The sequence below is a fragment of the Exiguobacterium sp. s89 genome (assembly GCF_018617735.1).
Classification (GTDB): Bacteria; Bacillota; Bacilli; order Exiguobacteriales; family Exiguobacteriaceae; genus Exiguobacterium; species Exiguobacterium marinum.
This window is the reverse complement of record NZ_JACSKS010000003.1, coordinates 26,781-53,096: the sequence shown is the minus strand read 5'-3', so window position 1 is coordinate 53,096 and position 26,316 is coordinate 26,781. Positions and strand designations below refer to the sequence as shown.

Sequence of the window (26,316 nt, the reverse complement as noted above, 5' to 3'; positions counted from 1 at the left end):
ACACTTTGATTAAGAAACATAGTCGACCTAAAAAGGTACGACTAGCGAACTAGTCGTACCTCCTTCATGTCGAGCAGTATACAATCTTTCGAATCGTGTGCGTCGCCAAATGATAGGATATAGCCAGACTTTCGATTCGCTCTCCGTTCCGAAACGCTGCGCGTATGGCTTCGTTTCGTTTTTCAAGTAATTGTTTCCCTCCGTTGACCGTTCCCCACTTCCGTTTCGTGTCGGTCGGGGTCGGCACATATAACGTTTCACCTTGTACGTATTGTTGCACCTCTTGCAACAATCGTTCTGGCAGAATGTGTTGCGCATTGACGTACTTCATCATACCTCGCTCCTTATTGAATGAATCCAATTCGATAAGGGAGCAAAGCCAAGTGGGTTACGTTAAATCAAGCGATCAAGGTATTCGTTTCGCCCCATGCAAGTGATCGCCTTTCGTCCAAATGGCTTTGCATGAGTGCGTGAAGACCTAGAAAATCGAAGCCGATTTTCCACGGGTATGCGCCTCCTTTGCGATGTGTCGTTCCTTCAATTATACCGAATTCAATGAATCGGCAAAAGGGCGACTCAGCCGTTCTTCATACTGAATTCATCTGCGAGCGTGAAGGACACGTCCTTCACTTCTAATCCGCTCAACGCGAAATAGAGCTGGAGATAATTATGCTGGTTCAAGAAGAAGACCTGCTTCGTCTGCGTCACCCATTCTCCGTCCGTCCCGTTAAACGTGAACGTCGCACCTGGGATATTGTTCGCAAACAACGTCACCGGCATCTGTGCCAATTCTCCCGCATTCGAACGGGCAGTCAACGTGATGTCATACGTTCCGGTCTGGTCGACCGAGATGGCGAAGACGTGCGTGTTCCCTGTCGAGGTATCGATTCCTGACAAATCGACGTGTTCCCCGTTTTCGAGATGTTGATAGTCCAACTCAAATGCATCCTGTTGATTCGTTTCGTCTTCAAAGCCGAGCACCTCGACCGAACCATCATGAATCCCAAGCAGACGCTCCATCGCTGGTGATTTCAAGATAAATGAACAAATGTTGCGCGCGCTCCGCAACAACTCGCCTCGTGTGACCACGCCTTCTTCGACCGATGCCATCGTGTTGTCCTCGAATGAGTTGAGGTCCGGGCGGTCGACGACCATATACAAGTCGTTTTGCGAACGAACCATCGCTGCCGTGTTTTTACGGTTGGCCGACTCATCCTCACGGAAGTTCACTTTTGCCCACCAGTCCGTCATGACAATCCCTTCAAAGCCCCACTCGTCACGTAAGATACGCGTGTTTTGGTCATACAGTCCAGCCGTCCAGATTCCGTTGACCGCGCCATAAGTCGTCATGATTGACGTTGCACGTCCTTCTTTCACCGCCATTTCGAAGCCTTTCAAATAAATCTCGCGTAATGCCCGCTCCGAGACGACCGAATCGATATCGTGACGATGTGCCTCTTGGTTGTTGGCGCTGAAGTGTTTGAGTGTGCCCGTCACGCCGACACGATGCATCCCATTTAGTTGGGCGATTGCCATCTTCCCAGTCACATGTGGGTCTTCCGAGAAGTACTCGAAGTTACGTCCGTTCAACGGATTTCGGTGAATGTTCATCCCTGGTCCAAGCAACGTATCGACGCGATTTTTCCGCATCTCGAGTCCTGTCATCTCAAACAAGTCTTCGACGAGATTGACGTTGAACGTGGACGCCAAGAGTGTGCCGTTCGGAAGCGCGAACGCCTTCATCCCGATATCCATGCGAATCCCTGATGGACCATCGGCACAACAGGCCGCTGGAATCTCAAGCTCGTTCAATCGGTCGGACACCCCACCAAACGCAGCGGCCGTTCCCGGTGTGACGCGTGGTGAGTTCATCCCTTGTCCGCGGACGATACAAGCCAAGTCCTCATCCGTCAATTGATCTAGAAATGCGTCGAGCGACGCCTTCCCGTGGTACACATCACTCAATTTGATGCCTTGGTCACCCGTGAACGCTCGCGTCTCAGGGCGTTCTTCCAAATAACGTGTCTCGACGTCAACGGCGCGAAGCGGTGTCGACTCATAGCTCACTTCAAACCCTCGTTCGCCTTGAATCGGTTTCATCCGTTCGAACGGGAGGACAGGTGCCATATTCTCGCTCAACGTCTCAAGGACACGTTGCTCACGCTGCTCGACCTCAAAAGCGAGTGCAGCCGAACGCACGTCTGTTCCGACATATAACCGATACGTCCCCGCCTCTAAAACGAAGCTCGATTCATGACCCGTCACGCCAGAGTCGTCATAACTCGCAAAGTCAGTCATGTGGACGGTGAAAGAAAGTGTCTGTCGCTCACCTGGCTCAAGAAGCAACGTCTTCTCGAACGCGACCATTGACCGGAGTGGGTTCCCGAGCTTCCCTTGTGGCTTCTCGACATAGAGCTGAACGACTTCTTTCCCGTCACAGTCACCCGTGTTTGTCACTTCCACGTCAACCGTTAGGACGCCATCGACTTCTTTAGTCTGTTTGACCTCCGTTTTGAACGTCGTGTAAGACAGTCCGAATCCGAATGGGTACAAGACATCATCCTTCGCGAACGTCTCGAAATAGCGATAGCCGACATAGATGTCTTCTTGATAAATTCCCTTGTCTGCGTGACCAAAGTTCTTTGTCGACGGATAATCCTCGATCGAACGAGCGATCGTATCTGTCAGTTTCCCGGAAGGAGTCACGTCTCCGACGAGAACGTCGACAAGTCCTTTTCCACCTTCCATCCCGCCTTGCCAAGCATAGAGGATGGCACTCGGTTGCTCTGCCCATTTCATGTCGATGATGTTCCCGACGTTTAGGACGACGACTGTCTTTTGGAAGCGTTTCGTGACGCACTCGATCATCGCGTGTTCGATATCCGTCAACAAGTAGCTACCCGGGTCGGCCGTGTTGTCACGGTCTTCCCCTGCCGTGCGTCCAATCATGATGAGCGCGACATCTGACTCTTGTGCGGCTTGATCGACGAGTTCGTCCGTTACGTCCATCTCCTGTTGCGACCACGGTTCACCCGCCCAACCGACACCTTGGTCAAATGGATTCTCCGTCACCCACTCTTCATACGTCGCATAGAGCGATTCATTGATGTGAATGTCCGTACGCTCACGTAGTGCCTCGAGCGGTGTCGTGACGTGTCCGACGTTCACCATCCCGCCTGATCCGGTACCGCTCTTATAGTAATGGAACTGGCTACGACCAAATACGGCGAGCTTTGTTTCAGGCTGTAACGGGAGGGTCTTCTGTTCGTTTTTGACTAACACGACGCCTTCCGCGACCGCTTGACGGGACAATTCCTCATAACGTGTCCAATCTAATGTATACTGTTTCATTTCGTCAGCTCCTTTAGTCCATTTGCGATTTCATACATACAATCTTCTGCTTGTGGATAGTCTCCCAACTTATCGATGAAAGCATGGTCCATCCCTCGATATTGAATGAGCCGTGTCGGAATACCTGCTCTCGACAGTTTCCGTGCATAGGCTTCACCTTCAAGTCGTAAATAATCGTACTCGGCCGTCACAATCAAAGTCGGTGGTAGACCCGAGACATCGTCTGCGAACAACGGCGATACGAGGGGATGTTTGAGATCCGTCTTCCCTTGAAGATAGAGATCATTTAGTAGCGAATCTGGATCCGCAAGCGCAAGCACGACACCACGAATCAAATCGTGGTGGTATGAGATGGCGTACGCATCGAATGTCCATTCAAAATCATCTGTCGGAATCGATCCTAGATTGACGACGGGATAGACGAGCGCTTGATAACTGATTCGATGTTCCCCTCGTTCTTGGTCCATCAGACAGCAAGCGGTCGCCAAGTTGCCACCGGCACTGTCACCGGCGACGCCGATTCGGTCGCGATGGACGTTCAACTCAGTCGCATTTTCATACACCCATTCAAAGGCGCGGTAACAGTCATTCAATCCGGCTGGGAACGCATGCTCCGGGGCGAGACGATAATCAACAGAGATGACGACCGCATTCGCCCGTTCCGCGAGTAGCTTACATGGATTCTCGATCGTCTCAAGCGTCCCCCCGAAGAATCCACCGCCGTGGAAGAAGAGAATGGCCGGGATTGCTTCAGTATGATGCGGACGATACAGACGGGCCCGGATGTCGCCGTCCTCACTTGGAATGAGTAGAGATTCCGTTGCGATCTCAATCGTTGTCTGATCCTGATTTGGCCAGCCCATGCCGGCGCGTGCTGCCTCGAGATTGAACGCCACGTCCGGTTCGTCATCTGAATGATTCATGGCCAGTGTCGCGAACACGCGTGGATCGAGGTCTCCAGTACGGTCTGAATCTGGAATAGGTTTGATGATGGTTTCGAGGTGGTTCGCGTATGTTCGATATTGGTCTTGTTGAAGGTGTTGGACGAGATGTTCATAATCGGATTCCATTATGTAAGCCCCTTTCTTTCGATATTCTTTAGCCTGTAAAAATATTGTTTATGGGTAAAGTTGTACATCGACTCATCGCATGATACGTTGTTGGAACAGATCACTAAAGGAGTGTTATTGATGTACAACTGCGTTAGCTGCAACAAATCATTGAACGAACATGACGTCATCCATACAGATGAACTCGGTCACTTTGGTGATCCAATCAAACATTATTGTGATTCTTGTTTCATCGAAGGAGCGAAAATCGGTTTTAACAAGATGGAGATTGGTTGTTGCACAGCATGCCAACAACCGTTAGTTTTACAATATGATGCGGAAGAGACCGCTAGTCTGGCTCGAGAAGATGGAACCATCCACTACATATGCCCTCAACTACTAGACGCATATCGACAACAAAATGAAGAGTTGATTGACCAGTTAGAAGATGTTCATGATCAATTTATTTTTTATGCAATTCAACCCGATCCGACGCTGCCTGACTTCGGATAATGGATTGTCATTCGCTTTCCTACCAACTTTCGGTCTATAATGGACTGTATTGCAAATAGACATTGAAATTTTCTGTAGCAGAAGTTTTCACGAAAGAATGAGGTTACCCATGAACAAACAGCAATTTACTGATTATCGCCTGAGCGACGAGATCACTCGTGCGTTAGGCATTATGAAATACGAATCACCTACCGAAGTACAACAGCAGGTCATCCCCCGTGCGCTCGAGCGCGAAGACTTAATCGTCAAAGCACAGACAGGAAGCGGAAAGACTGCCGCTTTTGGGATTCCGGTCATCGAGCTCATCGACTGGGCTGAAAATAAACCCCAAGTGCTCGTTTTGACACCGACACGCGAACTCGCCGTTCAAGTCCGAGAAGATATGACGAACATCGGACGTTTCAAACGAATCAAAGCGACTGCCGTCTACGGGAAAGAACCGTTCTCGAAACAGCGTGAAGAGTTGAAGCAAAAGACACATATCGTCGTCGGTACGCCAGGACGCGTCATGGACCACATCGAGCGCGAAACCCTCTCACTCGACCGTATCGAATACTTGATCATCGATGAAGCGGATGAGATGCTCAACCGTGGCTTCCTCGCTGACGTCGAGAAGATTCTTCAGCAGTTGCCAAACGAACGCGTGACGATGGTCTTCTCAGCGACGTTCCCACAAGATATCGAACGCCTCTGTCAGAAGCATATGAATGCTCCTGCGCGTGTCGCCATCGAATCGACCGGCATGACCGCTTCGACAATCGAACACCGTCTCCTCCCGGTTCATCGGAATGAGAAACTTGCTGTCCTTCAAGACATCACGGTCGTCGAGAACCCCGACAGCTGTATGATTTTCTGTCGAACGAAAGAGAACGTCGACACGGTGTACGCCGAGCTCGACAAAGCTGGCTATTCGACTGAACGTCTTCACGGTGGACTCGAGCAAGAGGATCGCTTCGCCGTCATGAACGGATTCAAGATGGGCAACTTCCGTTATCTCGTGGCGACAGACGTCGCAGCGCGCGGAATCGATGTCGATAACGTCGAGCTCGTCGTCAACTATGACGTTCCTGTCGAAAAAGAAAGTTACGTGCACCGTACGGGTCGTACCGGACGTGCCGGCAAACAAGGGACGGCCATCACGCTCATGACCCGTCAGGAAGAGCGCCTCATCGGAGCCATCGAATCTTACGTTCAATTCGAAATTCCGATAATCGATGCTCCGACAGAAGCGGAAGTAGCGGCTAACCAAGATGCCTTTGAGCAAAAGTTGAGCGGACGACGCGTCGTTCGCAACAACAAGACGGCTCGCATCAATCAAGACATCATGAAGCTCCATTTCAGTGGCGGGAAGAAGAAAAAACTTCGTGCCGTCGACTTCGTTGGAACGATTGCAAAAATCCCTGGAGTATCCGCTGACGACATCGGAATCATCACAATCAACGACCAGATGACGTACGTCGATATCCTCAACGGAAAAGGTTCGATCGTCCTTCAGGCGATGGAAACGACGCCAATCAAAGGGAAGAAACTTAAAGTAAGCAAAGCTTATAAATAATGCATACCCAGCCTCAAAGATGATGTTCGTCTTTGAGGCTTTTTCGTTATTCGACAAACATCGAAAGCGCTTTCGATAAACGGTAAAAAAATATAGTTTTTAGAAAACGTTTTCATCTGCATCATACCTGTATCAAAGATTGAATTCAACCTTCCTCACTTGATTGTCAAAAAAGAGCCCAAGGTTTAAGCCTTGGACCCTTCACTTGAATCGAAAATCTTGAACGTTCCCTGTGAATCCCGAGATCGACACGTCATTCTTTTCATCGACGCGATAGTAGTATTCTGCGTTCGGTTCATTTGTAAATGTGACGTAGATCGTATACGGATTCGTGTGTTCGAAACCATCCGCGCGAAACGGGATTGTTCTTATGCTGTATGTTTCGTCCGGATACTGCTCAGCGAGATACATGTCAACGAGGTGCTTGTCTTCTGCGACCCGCTCCGCTATAAGAACAGGGCGTGAAAAATAGAACGTACCGTACGTCATAACAATCAGCAATGCAACGCCAACCATACCGAGTCTCCATTTTCCACGCAATGCTAGCGCAAGTAATAGTGGGATAGCAACCAGGATGAAAAATGCAACATATTCAATCAACTCGATCGGATGCATCGATTTTCCCCCAATCAGTCTAACGACTCTTCAGAGATGAGCTTGAACCCTTCGATTTCTGTCTCCTCTTCCACTTCGATTAAGAGACATGGTTTTCCTTTATAATTCACTTGCTTCACGTATTTCAAATCTTGTGGACTGACCGAAATATTGGCGACCTTTGTATTGATCTTGATTGATTTTGACGTATACTTCGGAACGACACTCGTCGCTTTCATCTCATATTTCGTGTCATCCACGACTTGCTTGAACGCCTGCTCGACCTTCTCCGTCGTCACATCTTCCACACCGCTCGCCCGTAAGACGACCTCGACCGCCCGAGAGTCGAGCATGGCCACCGTCTCTTCTTCTTGCTCATTCTCTTCCTCGGCGACGATGATTTGATTGATCTCATCGTAAACGGTCGCGAGTGTCCGGGAATTAACTTCTTCGCCGATGACCGCTTTGATGACTTCTTCAAAGACAGCCTTCTCTTCAACTGCCGTGACGATTTCCGAACCGTTCAACACGTTCTCGATGAACGTCATATCCGGTTGATGCGCTTTATGCGCCGAGTAAAGCACATGGTTCACATCGGCCGCGTTATCCGTGAAACACGGGAATAAGAATCCACCGATCGGCGCCTCGAGTTTGATGATCGGATTTACAATCAAGCTGGCTTTGAATTCCCGCTCGACGAAGTCAAAAACGAGTGACTTTTTCGGAAGTTCTGTCGGGCTGATACTGCCGAGGATGAACTTCGTCGTATACACTTCATCGTTCGCGTGAATCTCAGACTCTTCCGAATGTCGGTTCGTCGGTTTATTGTAATTCCCCCGAATGAACGTCACGACCATGTCTTTCTCAAACGGCGTGTCCTTCACCATCTTCAACGCGATGCGCTGCATATAGTCCGTCCATACGTCTGTCTCTTCCGTACGGAGTCCTTCATAGAGCAACCCTTGCGTATGGTCGACTTGACCTTCCTCAGGATATTGGAACTTCACTTCGAACAACTTTTCATCTAGCTTCCCGCCGAGCACTTTTTTGAAGTTCGTCAAAAACAGTTCTTGCTGTTCTTCTTCAAGGAACGGGAACGGGCGCAACTCTTCGTAATAAATCTCATTCGTTTCCTGTCGGATGTAAATCGTATATAGATCAGCAATCTTGAGTTTGGTCGCATTTACTTTAAACTGTCGGCGAATCGCCGCAATCTCTTTCTTGTTCATTCCATCCACCTCTTCTTTTCTATCAATCCATGTCACCCATTATACCAGTCCTGATTGGTTACTAGTTCCAAAGAAACAATAGGAGGCTGAACAGTCACTCAGATGCTCATGAATATTCACGAATGGGGCAATTTTTATAAATGTGCCCCTTTCTGGGTTCAGTTCAATTCGAGTGAAAGACTACTTCTTTTACTTTTTCATCTAAAAAAGCACCTCAAAAAGAGACGCTTTCAATGGCTATATGGTCTGATATTTTATTAACACGTCTTTCGGGATATGACAATAATCGTCCGGGCAACGTGTCAGACGGTCCTGATGTTCGTCCGCACTTCGCACATAGTTCGTGAGCGGTTTGACTTCAACAGCGACTCGTTCTGCATCCGCGCGTTGATCTATAAACGCTTGCGCCTCGAGCAAATGTCGTGACTCCTCACTGTAGACACCCGTTCGATACTTCTCCCCGACATCAATCCCTTGTTGATTGATACTGTATGGGTCGATGATTTCGAACAAGTAATGCATCAAATCTTCGACCGTCACTACGTCCGGATCGAACGTTGTTTTGACACACTCCGCGTAACCGTCATACTCTCCGTCTAACGTATCGGTCGTACCGTTCGCGCGTCCTGCTTCAGTTGAAAGGACGCCAGGTAATGTCTTCACAAATGCCTGGACACCCCATAGACATCCGCCCGCTAAATAGATCGTTTCGATTTGAATCACTCCCCGTCTATTTGAATCTTTTCTAAAGCATACACGTATTGATGAGAGAAAGGAGAGGTTCACTTGAATAAACAACGTTTCTTCATCTCATTGGTCAGTTCTATTATCATCTTTATAGTAGTTACATTTACTGCCCTTAACGACTTTTCTCTATTCACTGAAATGGTGATTATCTTTTTAGCGGTCGTCATCGGTCAAGCGATAGCCATCCCATTATTTCGACGCTTTGCGGAGCAACGGGTATCGAATAAGACAGTATTCTTCTCGTTCCTGTCGATACTAGTAGTATTTTGGACCTTTGCGAGCATTCTTTTTGATTGAATACGAAGTCATTTTTCTTGAACATATCCCAATCGCTTCAAATCTTCATAGACAAGCGTAGACAATAACTCCCGTCCGTCCCCGTTCAAATGGTCAGGGTTATGGAAGAACGACTGCTCATAAATGAATCGTTCATCCCCCATATAATTGAGGAACGGGACATCTAAATCCAGCTTCTCTAAATGCTGAAACACGAGGCGCTCCATGACTTCTTCATCAAAATACGTATGGTATGACGCGTGGACCGGCTCCATCGCCAAGACGACACGATACCCTTGTTGTTTACAGTAGTCGATGATGTCTTGTAAATGTGCCATGTTTTTTTCAATCTCATGATTGTTCACAGCGTTCTCATATTGAGCGGCCACTTCCTCATACTTACGCTCTGAGTAGTTCAGTCCACCATTCTCCCATGGCTTATGCGCATCAAAGCGAAAATCTCGGATTTCCCGGGAAATGGCGGCATAGGCACTTCCGCTGTTCAATGCTGGGAAGCGTTCGTGTGTATAGTAGTTGAACCAACTGACCGACTCCAAGTCTTCCCGTTCCAATACACGGTAGTAGATTTCCTTCCGTCCGACGTCCGAGTTGCTGAAGGTGATTTGAGATAAGGACACGATCACGACCCCACCTGGCTTCAGGTGCTCATCGTATTCTTTTAACATCTTCAAGTCATATTCAATCGGTTGACTCGGTAACGCCAAATCGAGATGCGACAATCCGGTCGGTTTAAAATAATACCCGTACATCGCGTGGGACGTCCCCAAATTGATGATGTCGACAGGATGAGGGTCTTCTTTAAACGCTAGGACAGCTCGGTTATTATTATATTCCCACGAATCTTTCACAAACTCGTTAACGGGAATGAAGATGGCGATCATGACGAGTAACACAACGACGATTTTAATTCCTAAACGCTTCATGCTAATTCCTTTCCATTCACCTTAAAACCCACCGTATACGAATCCTTGGCTCGACACACCGAACAAGAACGCCGAGACAATCAAGAACAAGTTGATGGCTACGCTCGTCACGGCAGACTGACGTGCCATCCAGTCCCACGCCGACCCTCTCGTCCGCTCGATATGTTGGAACAGATGAACGACGACAAAGACGACGAGGAAGATGATCAAATCGAGTAACGAGAACATTTGAATCGCCTGCACCATGCCTGACGGTGACCATGAAGAAGGTGTCACATATAGTTTGGCGTGTGAGAACGCCTCTGCCATCGAATGCGACTGAAAGAAGACGCGCGAGAAACAGACGAGCTGGAACGTGATGGCGATTTTCCACCACCGATGCAGTGTCGGCACGCGGTCAAACCCGACCCATGACGCCATTTTTTCACGTTGCTGTTTCGTATGGTCTCCGAACACGCGATAGATTCCGTGAATGAGTCCCCATAAGACAAAGTTCCACGCGGCTCCGTGCCAAATTCCACTTACTAAAAACGTCGCAAGGATGGCACCATAAATCTGTTCGCGCTTCTTCTTTCCTTTTGCGAGCGGCATGAAGATATAATCCCGTAGCCACATCGAAAGCGTGATATGCCAGCGGTTCCAGAAGTCGGCGATTGAGACGGCGAAGTGTGGCTGCTTGAAGTTTTCCGATAAGCGAATCCCGAGTAAGCGTGCACAGCCGATGGCGATGTCACTGCATGCCGAGAAGTCGGCGAACAGTTGAATCGAGAACAACATCGTCGCGAGCACAATCTCCGAACCAGTCGGGTCCGGGCTATTGAACACACTTGCGACAATCGGGGCCAATCGGTCAGCGATCAACGTCTTCTTGAAGAATCCCCAAATGATGCGCTGAATCCCATAGCTGATATTGTCGTAGTCGAGATGTTGCTCCGTCTTCAGTTGCGGAAGCAGCTTTTTCGCCCTCTCAATCGGACCCGCCACGAGTTGCGGGAAGAAGGCAAAATAGACCGAGAAATAGCCGTAATGACGCTCTGCTTTTTGCTTCCCTCGCGAGACGTCCACGACGTAACTGATGGCCTGGAACGTATAAAAGGAAATCGCCAATGGTAAGACGATTTCTTTATACGGAACATCATAATCAAACCCGCTCCATACAGCGAACGAACGAAGCGAGTCATTGACGAAATTAAAATATTTGAACCAGCCGAGGCAGAAGACGAGCCCCGAGACACCGACCCACATGAGTCGTTTCTTCTGCCCTTTCTTTTCCTGCTTCTCAATCAGAATTCCAATCACATAGGTGAAAGCGGTACTGATCAGCAGGAGCGGTATGAATTGAATGCTCAACGTGGCGTAAAAGACATAGCTCGCCAGGAGAAGGAGTATCCAACGGAATCGATGTGGAATCATATAGTACGTTCCAACGATGAGTGTTAAAAATAAGAGAAATTCAATCGAAATAAAAGTCATATTTACCACCTGATGCTATGAAACTTGATGATGTACCGATTCCTGACAATCAGGTGGTCACAAGTTCTCGCTTCGGTAACGCGGCATAACGAATCTTTCCGAACGCATTACGCGGAATCTCGTCAATCTGCATCACCCGAACACCTTTCACCTTGATTTGTTCTTTCATGATTTTTTTTATATGCGTAACGTCGTCCTGTAACGTATACACATATAGTCGGTCGTCTTCCCCGGCACAGACGCAATCATGTCCATGCTCTCGAAGGAGCGCCTCGACTTCGTCTAGGCTGATTCGACTGCCATACAGTTTAATCATGCGCTTGATTCGGCCGACGATGAAGAAATATCCATCCTCGTCGCGATACGCCATGTCACCTGTTCGTAAAACACCGTGATTGTCATCACCTTTTGAAAGGTCCGCTAACAAGGTCGCATACCCAAACGACACGTTGTCGCCTTGATACACCAATTCGCCCGTCACGTTCGCCTCTTTGATGTCATTTCCGGCTTCGTCACGCAACGTGAGCGTTCCACCAGGGATGGCAATTCCGATGCTACCGGCTTTTTTCGCATGCATCCGATCCGGTAAATACGACATCCGGGCCGTCGCCTCCGTCTGACCGTACATGATGAAAAATTGAATCCCTTTTTCTTCACATACTGTTGAGAAGTGCTGCGCAAGCTTCGGATCTAACTTGCCACCGGCTTGCGTCAACTTCTTCAGACTTGGGAGGTCGTACGTCTCAAACTTCAATCGTTTCAACATCTCATAATGAAACGGGACCCCACCAAACGTCGTCGCCTGCTCGGCACGACACAGCTCCCAAAACTCTTTTTGAACGATCGAGCGATCTGTCAGGATGAGGGTCGCCCCTTTCAACAGATGACTGTTGATGATGGAGAGCCCATATGAATAGTTCATCGGAAGTGTCGTGATTGGCTTATCCGTCTGATCGATCTCGAGATAGTCGATGATCGATGAAGCGTTCGCCGTCAGATTTTTGTATGTGAGGCGAACAAGTTTCGGACTTCCGGTACTACCTGATGTCGTCAGCAGAAGGGCCAATTCTTCATGAAGTTGGTGGTGAACCGATGTTTCGGTTTCAAATAAGGCGTAGCCACCATAACCATAGAAGACATCCAATGAGTTCGCCAAATCCTCTCTCGACTCAGGAGCCCAGACGTGAGTCGGTTGATAGCGTGACATCAACTTCTGTAATTGTTCTACTGGAATATCTGCATCGAGTAAGACCGGGACGACCCGCCCACGGAGAAAGCCGATATATCCGAAGAGCGACTCGACTCGGTTGGCACATAAACAGAAGACGAGTGACCGTTCGCCGACTTCCTGACAAATCGAATCCCCGACTTCCAGCATCTCTCTATATGAATAAGAGCGGTCCGCATAGACCGCCTCACGATTCGCATACTGCTCGAGTGTTTGAAAAAGCGTCATGATTTAATGTCCATACCGAGACGCTGCAACAACGCGATACCAGACTTGTACGAATGGAACTCTGTCATTTCATCCGAGTCGATATAGACGTCAAACGCATCCTCAATCTCTGCGATGAGCGTCATGTGCCCGATGGAATCCCATTCTGTGGATTCCCCGAGCTTCATCTCTTCAAGGACCACATCGCCCTCTAATTCCAATCCATTTCGAAATGCCATGTTATATACTTCAAGCTTGCTCATTGTATTCATCCTTTCACATTCACTCAACCTGTTCGATTTCATCTATCCTTATCGACTGATAATGATAATCATTTGCCTTGTGATTCTATCACAATTTTTCGAAATCAGTCAATTCACTTTATGGGATAACGCTTGGAGTTGCGCGCTTTTGACAAGAAAAAGACCACATCGTTACGATGTGGTCTCAGGAGACGGTAAGACATATTCGAGTTGTAAGTCGAGTGGTTCTTCTTCGTACACTTCTGACACAATCTCCTCGGCTAATGTGCACCCCATCGCTTTATAAAAATGATACGTATCAATAGCCGGATTCGCACCGATGTATAACTTTTTCGCGCCTCGTTCGACCGCTGCCTGACAGACTTGTTCAAACAGTACTTTCCCAAGCCCATGTCCGCGATTAGGACGACTCACATGAATGAAACCGAGGTTCAGATATTGTCCCTCTTTTCCGAGCGGTCGTCCATTTAGTCCGGCAAAACCGATTAGCGTCTCGCCTTTTTGGATTGCCACAACAACTCCGCCACGGTCGATGTAGTAGTTGAGAATCTCAATGACCTGTTGTTTCTTCGCATCGTCCCATTCATCAATGTAATGCTCGTCTTTTTGATAAAGTTCGCCGCTCGAATCCACGGCATAGATGCGATGCGTTTCCTGGAAACGTTCGAAAGTGTTTAAAAAGTCTTGATTTATTCTTTTTGTAAGAAGATTGATGGTGTGGTTCATAAAGCGCTCCTATGTTTTGATTCGTTATTTGTGAAACTGAATATGTGAATCCTGCGTCAATTCCGAGCAAACTTTAAACAACGTTTACCGAATAAACTCTTTAAAAATCTCACTTAACTCTTGTGGAGTTTCTTTCATGCCGGTCTTCATCCACCTTTTCATAATGCTTGCCAATGAATCCGCGTATATCGCATTCGCATATGCTTCCGCTTTTTCAGATACATTACAATTCTCATAAATTTGAAAATCTGTACAAAGTAAATCAAAATGCTCCTCAAAGCGATTCAAAAGCGGAAGTAAATCATTTTCTTTTAGAAGATTCAAAAATTCAAGATTGTCACTCCATATCTCAAAATACAACGTATCGAAATCAAGTTGCTCTTGTTTTGCTTCTGTTGATGCAAGTTGAATCCTCTGTCTAAATATTTGATACATATGATAGGTTAGTACATCCTCTTTCGTATCAAAGTGAGCATAAAATGTATTTCGCGCCAATCCCGCAGTTTTCGTAAGTTCTGATATGGTGATACTCGTAAAGTTCGTTCGACGCATTAATTCCAACATAGTATCCACTAAAAGATTGATTGATCTCTTAGAATTCGTGTTTATTGGTTTTTGTTTTAGCATAAGTACTCCTTAATTTGTACAAAATGAGGGATTTGTATAAATACCTCTCTACTTATTGACCTAGCGTCTACACTAACATTATATTGCAGATATATTATTTGAGCAATTGTTCAAATAAAAGCATATGCTCAAATTAAAGGTTATTTAAATTCTAAAAATAGTAGGAGGGTTACCTATGAAAACAACAATCATTCTTGCTCATCCATGGCATGGTAGTTTCAATAAATCTATCATGGATACAACAATTGAACAGTTAGTCCGTCGGAAAAAAGATTACCAAATCATTGACTTAAATAAGGATCAATTCAATCCTGTATTATGTGAATCTGATTTATCTCTTTACTCGAAAGGTCAATCCCAAGATCCCTTAGTGAATCAATATCAGAAGATGCTAAGTGACAGTGATGAGTTAGTTTTTATCTTCCCTGTTTGGTGGTTTGATGTTCCAGCCATTTTAAAAGGTTTTTTTGACAAGGTCATGTTAAAAAATTTTGCCTATGTAGAGGAATCTACTGGATTGAAAGGATTACTAACTCATATTAAAAAAACCACTGTCATTTCTACTTCGGAAGTGCCAACGTGGTATTTAAGATATCTGGCCGGGAATCCCATTGAAGGGACTCTTATTCGTAGAACATTCAAAGGGATTGGACTTAAAAATGTGAAATGGTTGAATAGTCCGTTTACGAGTAGTGGGAAAGATCATCGAAGAAAAAGATTTTTAGATAGAGTAGCGAAGCGTATTTCAGTGTAATCTACAGTGCACAACCAAACTTTTGTGATTCATATATCATCCATGACCTCAAATTTTGTATTAATAGCCAGTAGCAACATAAATTTGAGGTCCAACTTAGATGATTTTCATGAATAGTCACGTTCTTCGCTTTTGTTAAATTCATTTGCTTCACGTAAATAACAAAGAGAAGAGGGTTCGTTAATATCTGTACCTGAGAAATAACGTTTATTTGTGATACGGTTCATTCCGATTGATTCGATACGCCCGATATATCTGCTCACACAATACGAGCTTCATGAGTTGATGGGGGAATGTCATTTTCGAGAACGAGATCGTATCGTTCGCTCGTTTCATTACATCATCGGATAATCCTAGTGATCCTCCGATGACGAAGGCGATTTTACTCTTTCCATACGTCGCGAGTTGATCGAGTTCACGGGCGAACTCTTCACTCGTCCGCTGCTTTCCTTGAATCGCCAAGGCGATGACGTGCGTATCTGGGGATATCTTCGCCAAAATACGCTCGCCTTCTTTTTGTTTTACTAGTAACATATCTGCCTCACTCAAATGCTCGGGTGCTTTTTCGTCTGACACCTCGATTTCCTGCACTTTTGCGTAGGCGGAAAGCCGCTTTGTATACTCGGCAATTCCTTGTTTTAAATATTTTTCTTTCAGTTTGCCGACCGTGATAATTGAAATATTCATCCAATTCTTCCTTTTTCCACAGTTTTTTTGGAGTTATCCATAGGGTTATCCACAGAGTTATCCACAAATCCACATGTTGATAATTAGTTTTTGCTTGACACAACATATGTTGCATCGGCATCACAGAACTCACATGCCACTTGTCCACTTGTGGATAATTCCTCTAGTAACGGGTACTCCCCCGTCTCATCCACAATGATGTCTAAAGCGATTTCAACATGTTCCTTGCATACTTTTTTTTCCACAGTTTTTCCTCCTTAAAAAAGAAGCGTCGCCGCTTCTTTATGTTGCTTCAGTTAATGTCGCCTCAGTTTCTCTTGCTTCCCCGCGACGTAAATACTCAATGGAGATCGTATCACCGACCGTCGCGTCACGATACAACGCATCACGTAAATCGACGTATCGTTTGATCTCCCGGTCTCCGATTTTTGTGATGACATCGCCGACCCGAAGTCCTGCTTCCTCGGCCGGACTACCCGGTGTCACCTCTTCGACGAAGACACCGTCTTCCTGGTCGAATGAGATTCCATACTCTTCCCGGATGTTACCAGGTACGGCGATGACTTCCTGAATCGTGACCCCGAGCTGAGCCCGTGTCACCTTACCGTCGCGTTCTAACATGTCAATGACCGGTAGCGCCACGTTGACGGGAATGGAGAATCCGACCCCTTCTACGCTCGCCTCGGCGATTTTCATCGAATTGATTCCGACGAGCTCTCCACGAATGTTGATGAGGGCACCACCCGAATTCCCCGGGTTGATAGCCGCATCCGTCTGAATGACTTCCGCGTTATAATCCATCAAGCCGTCGCTGTTCGTATCGACCGGCACCGTCCGCTCGACACCACTGACGATACCACGGGTGACCGAGTTTGAGAAGACACCGAGCGGATTTCCGATGGCCATGACGGTCTCGCCGGCCTGTAGGACGGTAGAGTCACCGAGAACAATCGGCTCCACATCGATATTTTTCGGCAGTTCAACTTCGGCGACAGCCAAGTCGTTGAGCGGGTCTTCGCCTAAAATGGTTGCCGATGCGATTTGACCATCGGAAAAGGCAATGTTGACCTCGTCCGCTTCTTCGATGACATGGAAGTTCGTGACGATATAGGCCGTGTTTCCTTCTACTTTATAAATGACGCCAGAGCCGGCACCCGCCTCCCACTGCGAGTCCGAGGTGAAGGCGCGCTGGATATTCGTGATGCTGACGACGGACGTCTTGGCACCAAGTACGGCCGTCGTGACGTCCGATTCTGTGACGGTGACGGCCTGTTCGGTCCGTGTCAGTTCATTCGTCACAAAACGAGAGGTCGGCGAATCCCAGAGCATCACAATGACAAAAAACAAAGCCGCTCCTAAGAATCCGCCAACCCCTCCGAGTAACAACGGTTTTATATTTGGTCTCGGCTTATGGCGTACGTGCTCCTCTTGCTTCGGTCGCCATTCGCTCCGAGATGGGTACGTCGATTGTTGTTCGTTTGTTTCATTTGCTTCGTGTGCTTCAGGTTCGACGTCTTGAGGTTCATACTCATGGTGTCTCTCTTCGTTCACGACGCGTCCCCCCTTCAAGACAGTGTGATACCTGTCTTTTCCCAAGTTTCCTTATAAAGAAACGAGTGAAGTGGGGTTTGTCGGGTCCGTGTCGCACAATTTGATTCGATTTAAATCGATATCTCGCATACCGAGTGTTTGCGAGACGCTCATTTGCGCGAGCTCCTTCATGTTGTTGTCCTTGCTCAAGTGGGCCAAATAGATCCGTTTCGTACTGTCACCGATGACCTCACTCATCGCAATGGCCGCATCTTCGTTCGAGACGTGCCCATAATCGCCAAGAATTCGTCGTTTGACGCTCCATGGATAACGCCCCATCTGCAGCATCGAGACGTCATGATTCGACTCAAAGATGAAGTCGTCTGCTCCACGGATGACTCCTTTCATCCGGTCCGAGACATAACCCGTATCGGTGATATGAGCCAAACGTTTCCCGTCATGGGCAAACTGATAAAACATCGGGTCTGCCGCATCGTGGCTCACGTTGAACGTCTCGATTTCGATATCGCCGAACTGTTTCACATCTCCGACTTCGATTTGAAACTTCAAGGCGGGATCAATCTTGCCGATGTTCGCTTCCATCGCCGTCCATGTCTTCGCATTCGCATAAATCGGTAAGTTATACTTTCGTGCTAATATACCGACACCTTTAATATGGTCGGAGTGCTCATGGGTGACGAGTAGTGCGTCGATCCCCTCAAACGACCGACCGATGGCTTCGATGCGTTGCTGCATCGCTTTTCCGGTCAATCCGGCATCGACGAGCAGCTTCGTCCGTTCCGTCTCGATATAGAGTGCGTTTCCGGTCGATCCACTCGCTAATACACTATACTGTAAAGTCACGCGATCACTCCTTTCATTCTTTCTTTTCAAACTCGACGTGCTCGACCGTTCCATCGATCGCATTGACGAAATAGACTTGATCATCTATCCCAATCGACCAGAGCGGAGGCATGATAATCAAACTGCCCGAGCTATCGAGCGGCAAGCTATAAAACCCGGTGTTGATGGCTCGCATCTCTTGGTTCGGCTGAAAATACTTCCGGGATGCTAGTTGAGAAATCGCTTCGCTCGCCGTCAACACGAGGTCGTCTTGCGTTTTCGACGACAGGTTTTTTAAATGACGCTGCTTATAATCTGTCACTTCAAATGCCTCGTTCAACTGAATGAGGATGAGGGACGGACCGATATACATTTCCGTGTCCCCCTCGACTTCAGGTGTTGAAAAAATCTTGTTCTCCTCGAACGTTTGCACGAAGGCGATTTGTTTCGTCGACTCATCGTATCGCCAGTAGGCATACTCGCTTCCGAACGGAACATATTCCGCCACAAACGTCGAAGCGGTCGTTCGTAAATCTTTCGCATCGAGTGGCACAGGTTGCTTCAATTCGACTTCAAGTTGCATGTTATCGAGCGTCGTCGCTAGCTGCGCTTCCCGATTCTTTGTAATCATCGCGGCGGACATCTCTTCAGACGATCCCGTCAAATATCCGATATCGCGACCCATTCGTGGCAATTTTGCCGGATCGACATTCCGCTGATCTAAAATTTGTGCAATCGACGTGTTGTCATTCGTCACGACTTCGGTCGCCCACGTTTCCGTCAACAATTGGAACAATAGATAGATGTTCAAGGCGAGGAAGGCGAAGATTAAAATTGTTTTCGCTTTACTCCAATCCACGATACATCATCCTTTCTGTCCAACCGTCTGCTTGATTATATGGGACCCAACGCCCCGCCTCACGCACGAACCAGTTCGGTGAGAACGTCACGTAGCGGCTCGTATCTTCGTTATATTCGATTTCATAACCGATTCGAATCTCCGTTACGTTCTCAAACCGTCCGGAGTTGATGAGGGTACTGAGCACCTCGTTCGCATTAGCCAACTGTGTCGTACCGACCGTGATCAGCCGATCGATTTCCAAGTGGTGACGTGTGATCGACCGGACCTGTGCCCCGTCGTTTTCCACACGTAATGTGGATAAGTCGATGGCATCGTTGTTGATAAATGCCTCGCGCTGACTAAAGACCGGATACCCTTTCACATGAAAACGGAACACAGTCGTTTCAAAACCTTTATTTGCAGGTGTGATGGCATCAAAGCGAAGTGAGAGCCCTTGATTCTCAGAAGCTTCATCGACCCATCCACCGTGGAAGTTCACGAATTCTACAATCGAATCTAATCCGAGTGCCGTGTCACGTTCTGTACTGTTCCGAGACAAGTTTCGGTAACGACTGGCGTTCAGGGTCGCATCATATTCCCCAACGCTGACACCATTCGTCAAGGCTCCAATCGAACTTGCCGGGTCGACCTCCTGAACATTCGGGTCGCCCGGGAAGAACGTGTCCCGCATCCAGTCAAGACGGGTATCGATTTGAATCGATGATACGTCGTAAGCAAACAACTCATTCATCTCAGGTCCAATGACCGGAATGTAATTCACCCGCTCATCGGTGTACGTCACCCGCTTCATCGTTCGACTCGAATTTTTCAAGAAGAGACTGTTCACATCGCCGTTTCCGACTTTCGTCAACTTTCCTTCCCAAATCGATTGGTCGCTCATGATGGTGCGAATGTTGAACGCATTTTCGTCCATATAGATGAGGATCCGTTGTGGAATTTTCCCAGACAGACTATACGTTCCCGGCAACATATAGCTGAGCGTATCCGCATAGTAGGCCTCTGGTAAGATCAACTCGAGTCCCTCGTTGATATCCGTATAGAAGCTCGGGACATTTTTCACGGCGAGTGGTTTGAACTCACTCGCTTCAAACGAATCCCGAATGACGCGCATCAGTTGCTTCGGCGTATTCTTCGAAGCGAAGACGGCATTGTTGTCATGTACGACCGCTTGAGTCGGGATGATGACCTGATTCGCCCGGCGCTGCAGGGACTCGTCCACCGTCGTGAGCTGCGTCTCCGATTGAACGGCCTGATACGTGGGATGGTAATCCCACAAGATGATGGTTTGAACAATCGACGTGACGATTAACGTGAGCAAAATGAACGACTTCCACAGTTCCGGCTTTGCAATCGTAAACCGTTTCATCAATCATTCACCTCCACAATCGTATCGAACGGGATGGTGAAGTAAATCGTCGTACCGCGGCCAAACTCACTCTCTGCCCAGATGTCGCCCCCGTGAGCGGATACGACTTCTTTGGCAATCGATAGACCGAGTCCGGTTCCACCGATGTTACGCGCCCGTGCCTTATCGACACGGTAGAAGCGCTCAAAAATTTTCTTCAAGTTCGACTTCGGAATCCCGACCCCTTCATCCTTGATCCCGATGACGAGGCGCTTCGCCCGAAGCATCGTCCGGAACGTGATCGTCCCGCCTTCTGGTGAGAACTTGATGGCATTCGTGATGATGTTGTCGATGACTTGGGTCATCTTATCTTGGTCGGCATGCACGTAGACACGACGCTTCATCAGTTTGCGACGGAATTGAATCGCCTCTCCTTTCGTCATCTCGTGACGGTCGATGATGTCGTTAAAGAATTGCACGAAGTCGAACTTCACTTTCTGCATCTTGTATTCTTTACTGTCCATCTTCGAGAGTTGCAACAAGTCGTTGACGAGGCGAATCATCCGCTCCGTCTCGTTTTGTGTCGTCTCTAAGAAGCGTGGCGCCAACTCATCGTCTTGATAAGCGCCTTCCGCGAGGACTTCCAAATAGCTGCGCATTGTCGTGAGCGGTGTACGCAACTCGTGACTGACGTTCGCCACGAATTCACGGCGGTCCTGTTCGACTTGTTCTTGTTCCGTGACATCATGCAAGACGACGATGAGACCTGTGATCGGTCCGCTGTGCTTTTGAATCGGTGAGAAGTAGGCACGGACGAGGAACAATTCTTCATCCGTACTGAGGTCAATCAGCTTCGTCGGCATCGTCCCATCTTCTGGAATAACGATTTCCTCTTCGAACGCGAGGAGACTTTGTAAATTCGTCCCCATCGCCTCTTCCTCCGCAACCCCGATCATGTCGCGCGCTTGGTCGTTCATCAAGATGACGCGTAACGAGCGGTCGGTCGCGACCACCCCGTCCGACATGTTCTCAAGGACACTCGTCAAGCGACGTCGTTCCGCTTCCGTCGTCGCATTTGCTTCCATCAATTCGTCTGTCAATTCGTTGAACGCATACGCGAGTTGACCGACCTCGTCATCCGAGTACACTTTAACTTTCCGCGAGAAGTTCCCTTTCCGCATCTCTACGGCCTGCCTGCGCATGTCGGCAATCGGTCGCGTGATGGTGCGCGATAAGAGAATACCAAGGAACGAGGTGATGATGAGTGCAATCAACGTCCCCGTTGCGAGGATACGTGTCACTTGTTCCATCTGGTTGTAGATGGACTTCATCGATGCCTCGATATAAATCATCCCGGTCGTCGTCCCATCCACTTCTGATTTAATCGGAACGGCGACGACGCGCATTCGGTCATTCGAATCCTCATAGACGAGCGTCTCCTGCGCCCCGCCTGTCGCGAATGACTTCTGGATAAACGTACTCGCCGTCCGTTGTCCGACGAGACTTTGATTATTTTGATTCGAGGTCGCCCGCACGACACTGTTCGTGTCGATGATTTGGACTTCCCGAATGTCGTCAGCTAGCGTCGTGCTCTCTGTAAATTCAGACAGCAGCTGATCCAGTAACTGGTTCAACTGCTGGTCCGTAGTCGAGTCACTCTCGTTCGCTGCGATTCCCTCACTGACGTTATAGCTCAGTAGGTTCGCCCGGTCGACGAGTGACTGCGAGAAGTTGTTGATGTATTGTCGTTCCAAAGAACGTACAAAGTACACGCCGATGACTTGCATCGCAACGAGAATGAGCAGCGCATAGATGACGACGAGCTTCCACTGGATTGATTTAAAGAAGTTCGTCCGTTTCATCGTTTAGTCTTCTTCTCCTGCCTTCAAATAATATCCGACGCCACGACGCGTAATGATGTACGTCGGCGTCGATGGGTTATCCTCTACTTTTTCGCGAAGACGACGTACTGTAACATCCACGGTACGTACGTCACCGAAGTAATCATAGCCCCATACCGTTTGGAGCAAGTGTTCACGCGTCATCACTTGTCCAATGTTTTGCGCGAGGTAATGAATTAATTCGAACTCGCGATGCGTCAATTCGATTTTCTCTTCCCGTTTCGTCACCATGTACGAATCCGGATGAATCGTCAAGTCGCCGATCGCGATATCGTTCGCATTCGCCCCTTTCGCTTCTGGCGCCGGCGCCGTCGCGTGACGTCGCATATTCGCTTTGACACGAGCCAACAGTTCACGTGAGCTGAACGGTTTCGTGACGTAGTCATCCGCTCCGAGCTCTAACCCGAGTACTTTATCGATCTCGGAGTCTTTCGCCGTCAACATGATGATCGGCATATCATACTTCTTCCGTACCTCACGACATACTTCCATGCCGTCTTTGAGCGGAAGCATGATGTCGAGTAAGATGAGGTCCGGTTGAATCTCCTCTACTTTTACGAGGGCTTCTTCACCGTCATAGGCGACATGCACCTGATAACCTTCTTTTTCAAGTTTAAACTTCAATATATCTGCGATTGGTTGTTCGTCATCTACCACTAAAATCGTACGATCCATTCAGTGAGTCCTCCTCTTATCATTAAACGTACATGCCTACATTGTAACTCTTTTTATACAGCTTAGAAAGCGTGGTCCATTTCCGCGGAAATGAAAAAGAGAGCCCGATGGCTCCCTTTCTTATGCTTCGTAAATATCACGCAAGATAACCGTCTGTTCACGAGCCGGTCCGACCGAGAACGTCAACAATTCGATTCCTGTCAATTCTTCGATGCGACGAACGTAGCGCTGTGCATTCTTCGGAAGGTCATCGAAGTTGCGGACACCCGTGATGTCTTCTGTCCAACCCGGAAGTTCTTCGTATACTGGTACACACTTCTCGAGGACGCGGAAGTTCGGCGGGTACTCATCAAGATGCTTCCCTTCGTACTCATACGATGTGCAAATCTTGAGCGTCTCAAGACCTGTCAATACATCGATGGAGTTGAGGCAAAGATCTGTGATTCCACTGACACGACGTGAGTGACGTACGACAACCGAGTCGAACCAGCCGACACGACGGGGACGACCTGTTGTTGTCCCGTACTCTTTACCGACTTCACGGATCGTATGGCCGATCTCATCGTCAAGTTCTGTCGGGAACGGACCGTCACCGACACGTGACGTGTATGCTTTACAGACACCGACCACGTGATGAATCTTCGATGGTCCGATTCCGGCACCGCTCGATACGCCACCTGACGCGGCGTTCGACGATGTGACGAACGGGTACGTTCCGTGGTCGATATCGAGAAGGACCCCTTGTGCCCCTTCAAAGAGAACTTTCTTTTCTTCGTCGAGTGCATCGTTTAAGACGACCGATGTATCACACACGTATTTAGCGAACTGTTGGCCATACGCATAGTACTCTTCAAAGATATCATCAAACTCGATCGGGTCGACCTCATACATTTTCACGAACATGCGGTTTTTCAACTCAAGCACGGTCTTTAGTTTCTCCGCAAACACTTCTTTATCAAGAAGGTCAGCGATGCGAAGCCCGATACGTGCCGCCTTATCCATGTATGCCGGACCGATTCCTTTGAGCGTCGTACCGACTTTTGCGTCACCTTTTGCGTCTTCCTCTAGACGGTCTTGAAGCTGGTGATACGGCAAGATGATGTGCGCCCGGTTCGAGATCCGAAGGTTATCCGTGCTCACACCGCGCTCATGTAAGTAAGCGAGTTCGGTCACGAGTGATTTCGGGTTGACGACCATTCCGTTTCCGATGACACACGTTTTGTCCGAATAGAAGATCCCAGACGGAATGAGGTGAAGTTTATATTTCGTATCATTGAAGACGATCGTGTGACCAGCGTTGTCTCCCCCTTGATAACGCGCGACGACTTCGGCTTGTTTCGATAAGAAATCGGTGATCTTTCCTTTTCCTTCATCGCCCCACTGCGTTCCCACTACGACTACTGATGACATAATGAATCCTCCTTATTAATCAACGTTCTGTTCAAACCATCCGTAAGTGTACACTTGAAAAGTGAAAAAGTCAATCTAATACCGAACGTTTTATATAAGATGTAACTATTCGTTCGTTATTTTTTAAATCACCTATTAAAAAAAAGACACCACCGACGTTACATCGGTGGTGCGAAGGCTTGTGTCTCCATATTGACGAACTTGTTATACTCTTTCCGGAAGGAGAGCTTGACCGTACCGGTCGGACCGTTACGTTGTTTCGCAATGATGATCTCAATCGTATTGGCGTCTTCACTCTCTTTATCGTAATAGTCATCACGATAGAGGAAGGCGACGATATCGGCATCCTGCTCGATCGCTCCCGATTCCCGGATATCCGACATCATCGGTCGCTTGTCTTGACGACTCTCTACGCCACGCGAGAGCTGTGACAAGGCGATAACCGGTACTTGCAGTTCCCGCGCAATCGCTTTGAGCGTACGCGAGATCTCCGATACTTCTTGTTGGCGGTTCTCGCCCGGTTTCCCGTTCCCGACGATGAGCTGCAAGTAGTCAATCATAATCATCCCGAGGCCGTACTCCTGTTTCAAACGACGACACTTCGCTCGAATCTCGTTGACACGGAGACCCGGCGTATCGTCGATGTAGATGCCTGCTTGCGAAAGCGACGACATTGCGAGTGACAGACGGCCCCAGTCTTCTGCTTCGAGACGACCGGTCCGGAGACGCTGGGCATCGATGTTCCCTTCCGCACACAACATACGCATAACGAGTTGCTCGGCACCCATCTCCAAACTGAAGATGGCGACGTTCTCGCCCGTACGGACGGCAACGTTTTGCGAGATGTTCAAAGCGAACGCGGTCTTCCCGACAGATGGACGAGCGGCCACGATAATCAAATCGTTTCGTTGGAAACCGGCCGTCATCTTATCCAAATCGGTGAAGCCGGTCGCAATTCCAGTGATTTCACCACTCGACTGATGTAGTTTTTCAATCGTTGAATATGCATCCGAGAGAACCGATCCGATTGGATGGAAACTCGATTGTCCTTTTCGCTGCGATACTTTTAAAATATTCCGTTCGGCATCTGACAGCACGGAATCGACCTCATCTTGGCGCTCATAACCGTCTGACACGATATTGGTCGCTGTTCGAATCAGGCGACGGAGTGCCGCTTTTTGGTCGACGACGTTCAAGTAATAGCCGATGTTTCCAATGGCCGGTACAGATTCAGCGACTTCTGCCAAATAGTTGAGACCGCCGATTTCGTCAAGAATGCCTTGAGCCTGTAACTCTGAACTGAGCGTGACTAAGTCGACGAGTTCGCCCCGGTCATTGATCTTTAACATCGCTTCAAAGATGCGTTGGTGGCTGACACGATAAAAGTCGTCCGGGTCGACGCGCTCTGAGGCCGTGATCAACCGATCCGAATCGAGGATGATTGCCCCTAAGACGGCTTGCTCCGCTTCCACGCTATGCGGTGGTGTATTGACTTGAATCGCATCACTCATCCGTCTCTACCTCACC

Annotated in this window: 26 protein-coding genes; 4 read left to right on the top strand and 22 right to left on the bottom strand. The window is 48.2% G+C overall.

The window, feature by feature from the left end; genetic code table 11:
- Positions 1-64 precede the first annotated feature (64 nt).
- The 3 genes from KNO96_RS10085 to KNO96_RS10075 all read right to left on the bottom strand — a co-directional run bounded on the left by KNO96_RS10085 (position 65) and on the right by KNO96_RS10075 (position 4,421).
- Positions 65-331 (bottom strand): CD3324 family protein, encoded by a 267-nt coding sequence (locus KNO96_RS10085; RefSeq protein WP_026824703.1) that lies wholly within the window; start codon positions 329-331, stop codon positions 65-67.
- A 245-nt stretch (positions 332-576) separates the two neighbouring features.
- On the bottom strand, positions 577-3,351 hold the full coding sequence (locus KNO96_RS10080) for a glycoside hydrolase family 3 protein (protein WP_214703550.1): 2,775 nt from the start codon (positions 3,349-3,351) through the stop codon (positions 577-579).
- The gene (locus KNO96_RS10075) at positions 3,348-4,421 is read right to left on the bottom strand and encodes an alpha/beta hydrolase (RefSeq protein WP_214703549.1); all 1,074 of its coding nucleotides are present in this window, start codon (positions 4,419-4,421) and stop codon (positions 3,348-3,350) included. The genes KNO96_RS10080 and KNO96_RS10075 overlap by 4 nt, the downstream gene beginning before the upstream one ends.
- A gap of 120 nt (positions 4,422-4,541) precedes the next feature.
- Here KNO96_RS10075 and KNO96_RS10070 point away from each other — a divergent pair, with 120 nt between their 5' ends.
- Together KNO96_RS10070 and KNO96_RS10065 are read left to right on the top strand one after the other, a co-directional pair.
- The gene (locus KNO96_RS10070; RefSeq protein ID WP_214703548.1) at positions 4,542-4,913 is read left to right on the top strand and encodes a hypothetical protein; all 372 of its coding nucleotides are present in this window, start codon (positions 4,542-4,544) and stop codon (positions 4,911-4,913) included.
- 109 nt (positions 4,914-5,022) lie between these two features.
- Positions 5,023-6,468, top strand: coding sequence for a DEAD/DEAH box helicase (locus KNO96_RS10065; protein ID WP_214703547.1), 1,446 nt, complete (start codon positions 5,023-5,025; stop codon positions 6,466-6,468).
- Positions 6,469-6,669: 201 nt separating this feature from the next.
- On the opposite strand, the gene KNO96_RS10060 is transcribed toward KNO96_RS10065, so the two are convergent.
- From KNO96_RS10060 to KNO96_RS10050, 3 genes are all read right to left on the bottom strand, one after another.
- Entirely contained in the window at positions 6,670-7,083 is a 414-nt protein-coding gene (locus tag KNO96_RS10060; protein WP_214700790.1) for a hypothetical protein, read from the bottom strand.
- A gap of 14 nt (positions 7,084-7,097) precedes the next feature.
- Positions 7,098-8,291, bottom strand: a complete 1,194-nt coding sequence (locus KNO96_RS10055; protein ID WP_214703546.1) for a DUF4317 domain-containing protein — start codon at positions 8,289-8,291, stop codon at positions 7,098-7,100.
- Between the two features lie 237 nt (positions 8,292-8,528).
- Positions 8,529-9,005 carry a peptide-methionine (S)-S-oxide reductase gene (locus tag KNO96_RS10050; RefSeq protein WP_214703783.1) on the bottom strand — a complete coding sequence of 159 codons (477 nt, stop codon included), beginning with the start codon at positions 9,003-9,005 and terminating at the stop codon, positions 8,529-8,531.
- A gap of 72 nt (positions 9,006-9,077) precedes the next feature.
- On the opposite strand from KNO96_RS10050, the gene KNO96_RS10045 reads away from it, so the two are divergent.
- A complete protein-coding gene (locus KNO96_RS10045) occupies positions 9,078-9,335 on the top strand; it encodes a hypothetical protein (RefSeq protein WP_214703545.1) in 258 nt (85 codons plus the stop codon).
- 8 nt (positions 9,336-9,343) lie between these two features.
- Here KNO96_RS10045 and KNO96_RS10040 read toward each other — a convergent pair whose 3' ends face one another.
- From KNO96_RS10040 to KNO96_RS10015, 6 genes are all read right to left on the bottom strand, one after another.
- On the bottom strand, positions 9,344-10,258 hold the full coding sequence (locus KNO96_RS10040; protein ID WP_214703544.1) for a hypothetical protein: 915 nt from the start codon (positions 10,256-10,258) through the stop codon (positions 9,344-9,346).
- 21 nt (positions 10,259-10,279) lie between these two features.
- A complete protein-coding gene (locus tag KNO96_RS10035; protein WP_214703543.1) occupies positions 10,280-11,731 on the bottom strand; it encodes an MBOAT family O-acyltransferase in 1,452 nt (483 codons plus the stop codon).
- Between the two features lie 49 nt (positions 11,732-11,780).
- Positions 11,781-13,187, bottom strand: a complete 1,407-nt coding sequence (locus KNO96_RS10030) for an AMP-binding protein (protein ID WP_214703542.1) — start codon at positions 13,185-13,187, stop codon at positions 11,781-11,783.
- Complete coding sequence (locus KNO96_RS10025; protein ID WP_214703541.1) at positions 13,184-13,429, bottom strand: acyl carrier protein; 246 nt, start codon at positions 13,427-13,429, stop codon at positions 13,184-13,186. Before KNO96_RS10025 ends, KNO96_RS10030 begins: the two co-directional genes overlap by 4 nt.
- Positions 13,430-13,600: 171 nt before the next feature.
- Entirely contained in the window at positions 13,601-14,155 is a 555-nt protein-coding gene (locus KNO96_RS10020) for a GNAT family N-acetyltransferase (RefSeq protein WP_214703540.1), read from the bottom strand.
- Positions 14,156-14,239: 84 nt separating this feature from the next.
- Positions 14,240-14,782 carry a TetR/AcrR family transcriptional regulator gene (locus KNO96_RS10015; protein ID WP_214703539.1) on the bottom strand — a complete coding sequence of 181 codons (543 nt, stop codon included), beginning with the start codon at positions 14,780-14,782 and terminating at the stop codon, positions 14,240-14,242.
- Positions 14,783-14,957: 175 nt separating this feature from the next.
- On the opposite strand from KNO96_RS10015, the gene KNO96_RS10010 reads away from it, so the two are divergent.
- Entirely contained in the window at positions 14,958-15,536 is a 579-nt protein-coding gene (locus KNO96_RS10010; RefSeq protein ID WP_214703538.1) for an NAD(P)H-dependent oxidoreductase, read from the top strand.
- A 207-nt stretch (positions 15,537-15,743) separates the two neighbouring features.
- Here the strand turns inward: KNO96_RS10010 and rlmH are convergent, their stop codons facing one another.
- The 10 genes from rlmH to dnaB all read right to left on the bottom strand — a co-directional run bounded on the left by rlmH (position 15,744) and on the right by dnaB (position 26,300).
- The gene (gene rlmH, locus KNO96_RS10005; protein WP_214703537.1) at positions 15,744-16,223 is read right to left on the bottom strand and encodes a 23S rRNA (pseudouridine(1915)-N(3))-methyltransferase RlmH; all 480 of its coding nucleotides are present in this window, start codon (positions 16,221-16,223) and stop codon (positions 15,744-15,746) included.
- A gap of 83 nt (positions 16,224-16,306) precedes the next feature.
- On the bottom strand, positions 16,307-16,468 hold the full coding sequence (locus tag KNO96_RS14475; protein WP_084483554.1) for a CxxH/CxxC protein: 162 nt from the start codon (positions 16,466-16,468) through the stop codon (positions 16,307-16,309).
- Between the two features lie 37 nt (positions 16,469-16,505).
- Positions 16,506-17,774: a S1C family serine protease gene (locus KNO96_RS09995; RefSeq protein WP_214703536.1), complete on the bottom strand. Its 1,269-nt coding sequence runs from the start codon at positions 17,772-17,774 to the stop codon at positions 16,506-16,508.
- A gap of 51 nt (positions 17,775-17,825) precedes the next feature.
- Positions 17,826-18,617: an MBL fold metallo-hydrolase gene (locus tag KNO96_RS09990; protein ID WP_214703535.1), complete on the bottom strand. Its 792-nt coding sequence runs from the start codon at positions 18,615-18,617 to the stop codon at positions 17,826-17,828.
- A gap of 13 nt (positions 18,618-18,630) precedes the next feature.
- Positions 18,631-19,455 (bottom strand): two-component system regulatory protein YycI, encoded by an 825-nt coding sequence (locus tag KNO96_RS09985; RefSeq protein ID WP_214703534.1) that lies wholly within the window; start codon positions 19,453-19,455, stop codon positions 18,631-18,633.
- Positions 19,442-20,824 (bottom strand): two-component system activity regulator YycH, encoded by a 1,383-nt coding sequence (gene yycH, locus KNO96_RS09980; protein WP_026824721.1) that lies wholly within the window; start codon positions 20,822-20,824, stop codon positions 19,442-19,444. Before yycH ends, KNO96_RS09985 begins: the two co-directional genes overlap by 14 nt.
- A complete protein-coding gene (gene walK / locus KNO96_RS09975; protein ID WP_026824722.1) occupies positions 20,824-22,665 on the bottom strand; it encodes a cell wall metabolism sensor histidine kinase WalK in 1,842 nt (613 codons plus the stop codon). Before walK ends, yycH begins: the two co-directional genes overlap by 1 nt.
- A gap of 3 nt (positions 22,666-22,668) precedes the next feature.
- Positions 22,669-23,379, bottom strand: a complete 711-nt coding sequence (yycF, locus tag KNO96_RS09970) for a response regulator YycF (RefSeq protein WP_026824723.1) — start codon at positions 23,377-23,379, stop codon at positions 22,669-22,671.
- A 120-nt stretch (positions 23,380-23,499) separates the two neighbouring features.
- Complete coding sequence (locus KNO96_RS09965; protein WP_026824724.1) at positions 23,500-24,789, bottom strand: adenylosuccinate synthase; 1,290 nt, start codon at positions 24,787-24,789, stop codon at positions 23,500-23,502.
- A 158-nt stretch (positions 24,790-24,947) separates the two neighbouring features.
- Entirely contained in the window at positions 24,948-26,300 is a 1,353-nt protein-coding gene (gene dnaB / locus KNO96_RS09960; protein WP_026824725.1) for a replicative DNA helicase, read from the bottom strand.
- Positions 26,301-26,316 lie beyond the last annotated feature (16 nt).